We start from the raw sequence: 1848 nt of genomic DNA, 5'->3' as shown, positions 1-1848 counted from the left end.
ATCTACGCCCTCGCGCTCGGCGACCGCGACCGCTACGGACGGTTCCTGGACCGTTTTGTGGGCGATTGGATCGAGGCACTGGAAGCCGGTCTACGACAAGCGGGTTGCCCCGAGGACGATGTTGCCTCTGTCGCTACTCTGTTGCTCTCGCAAATGCGGGGTCTGTCGATGGATCTTCTGGCCACCGGGGACCGGGCCCGCGTCGATCGTGCGTTCGGGCTTTTTGTCGACGGCTTTGCCGCCCGCGCTCGGGAGTGGTCCACGCCAAGATCCGATCGCCTTCAACGCTGACCGATCACCACGGTCGACGTGGTCTCGCTGTAGGTTGCCACCCGAGTGAGAAACCCTCCTCGAGTGAATGTTTCAACAGTCATTTCGACCTGCTCCGTACTCGTCTCGACGAGAAGACAGCCACCCGGTCGTAGCCACGGCGCGGCGTCCGCGATGATGCGACGCTGCAGATCCAGTCCGTCGGTACCGCCGTCCAACGAGACCAGCGGTTCGTGAAGACGGGCTTCGGGCGGCATCAGCCTGATCGATTCGGTGGGGACGTAAGGTGCATTGGCGACGACGACATCCACGCGACCGAGTAATTTCGTCGGCAGTGGTTCGAATAAATCGCCTTCGAGTACACGCTCGGGCGGTGTGATGTTTCGGCGAGCGCACCGCACTGCGGCCGGTTCCACGTCTACCGCGTACAAATCGACGGCGTCGAGCGTCGACTGCAGGACAGCACCGACAGCTCCTGAGCCGCAACACATGTCGACGACGACGCTTCCTGGGGTGACAAGTGAGCAGGCCTGCCAGGCGAGAAACTCGGTGCGCCGGCGTGGGACGAAGACTCCGGAGTCGATGTGAATGCGCAAGCCGCAGAACTCGGCCCATCCGAGGACGGGCTCGAGTGGTTCGCCGGCAACTCGTCGGTCGACCATCGCGTCGAGTTCATCGCGAGAGCGTGCGGTGTGAAGAAGTAGGCGAGCCTCGTCTTCGGCGAAGACGCAACCTGCTGCTCGGAGGATCGCGGCCACCGACTTCTGCTGCGAAGCAGGGAAGGTCGGGAGATCAGGTGCTGACATGAGAGAGCCTTTCGGCCTCCTGATCTCGCGGGGGACCTGCACGTATCGAACACCGCCACCCTACCCGAGCAGGCGTGTCACGACGGTCGATGCGGAGCGGAAATTTAGGTTGACCAAATGGTAAGGCTGTTCTATGGTCTGACCTCGATCAGCTGATGTGGGGCCGATCACCACATATGCACCGTCACCGCAATCGGTAGGAGAAGTACGTGAGTAAGCGACTGTGTAGGACGCTCGTCGGACTGAGTGCGAGTGCGTTGGTGGCGTTGACAGTTGCGGCGCCGGCCGGAGCGGAACCGAACGATGCTCCGGGTGCTGTCGTGAGTCAGGAGTTGCTCGGTCCCGACCGGGTGATCCCGGGTGCCGTGAGCGCAACGAAGGTGACGTACTGGTCGACGGGCCCGAAGGATGTGCCGATGACGAGTACCGGTGTGGTGTATCGCCCAGAGGGAGCTCCGCCCGAGGGTGGTTGGCCGGTCATCTCCTACGCGCACGGGACGGTGGGTGTCGCGGATCAGTGTGCGCCGAGCAGCAGTGTTCCACTCGAACGGACCGCGACGCATCTGGGTCACTGGCTGGAGCAGGGATACGCGGTCGTGACCACCGACTACGTGGGGCTCGGAACACCCGGTGTTCACCCGTATCTCGACGGTCGTTCCGCTGCACACAGCGTTGTGGACATGGTGCGTGCCGCTCGTGCGGTCGACGACGACCTGTCGAGCGCATGGGTTGCGATGGGGCAGTCGCAGGGCGGGCAGGCGACTATGTTCAC

At 63.3% G+C, this 1848-nt stretch carries 2 protein-coding genes and 1 pseudogene; 2 read left to right on the top strand and 1 reads right to left on the bottom strand.

Translation table 11 applies throughout. The features are described from left to right. Positions 1–291, top strand: a pseudogene (locus tag A2J01_RS00485) (TetR/AcrR family transcriptional regulator); the annotation flags it as partial. On the opposite strand, the gene A2J01_RS00480 reads toward A2J01_RS00485, so the two are convergent. Beyond that, entirely contained in the window at positions 282–1076 is a 795-nt protein-coding gene (locus A2J01_RS00480) for a putative protein N(5)-glutamine methyltransferase (protein WP_064111413.1), read from the bottom strand. The pseudogene A2J01_RS00485 and the gene A2J01_RS00480 overlap by 10 nt on opposite strands. Positions 1077–1285: 209 nt before the next feature. Between A2J01_RS00480 and A2J01_RS00475 the strand changes: the two genes are divergently transcribed. Then, the coding region (locus tag A2J01_RS00475; protein WP_231915383.1) for a lipase family protein at positions 1286–1848 on the top strand (563 nt) is incomplete at its 3' end.

The sequence above is a fragment of the Rhodococcus sp. EPR-134 genome, assembly GCF_001647205.1.
Classification (GTDB): Bacteria; Actinomycetota; Actinomycetes; order Mycobacteriales; family Mycobacteriaceae; genus Rhodococcus_F; species Rhodococcus_F qingshengii.
The sequence above is the reverse complement of the archived record's forward strand: the minus strand, read 5'-3'. Positions and strand labels throughout refer to the sequence as shown.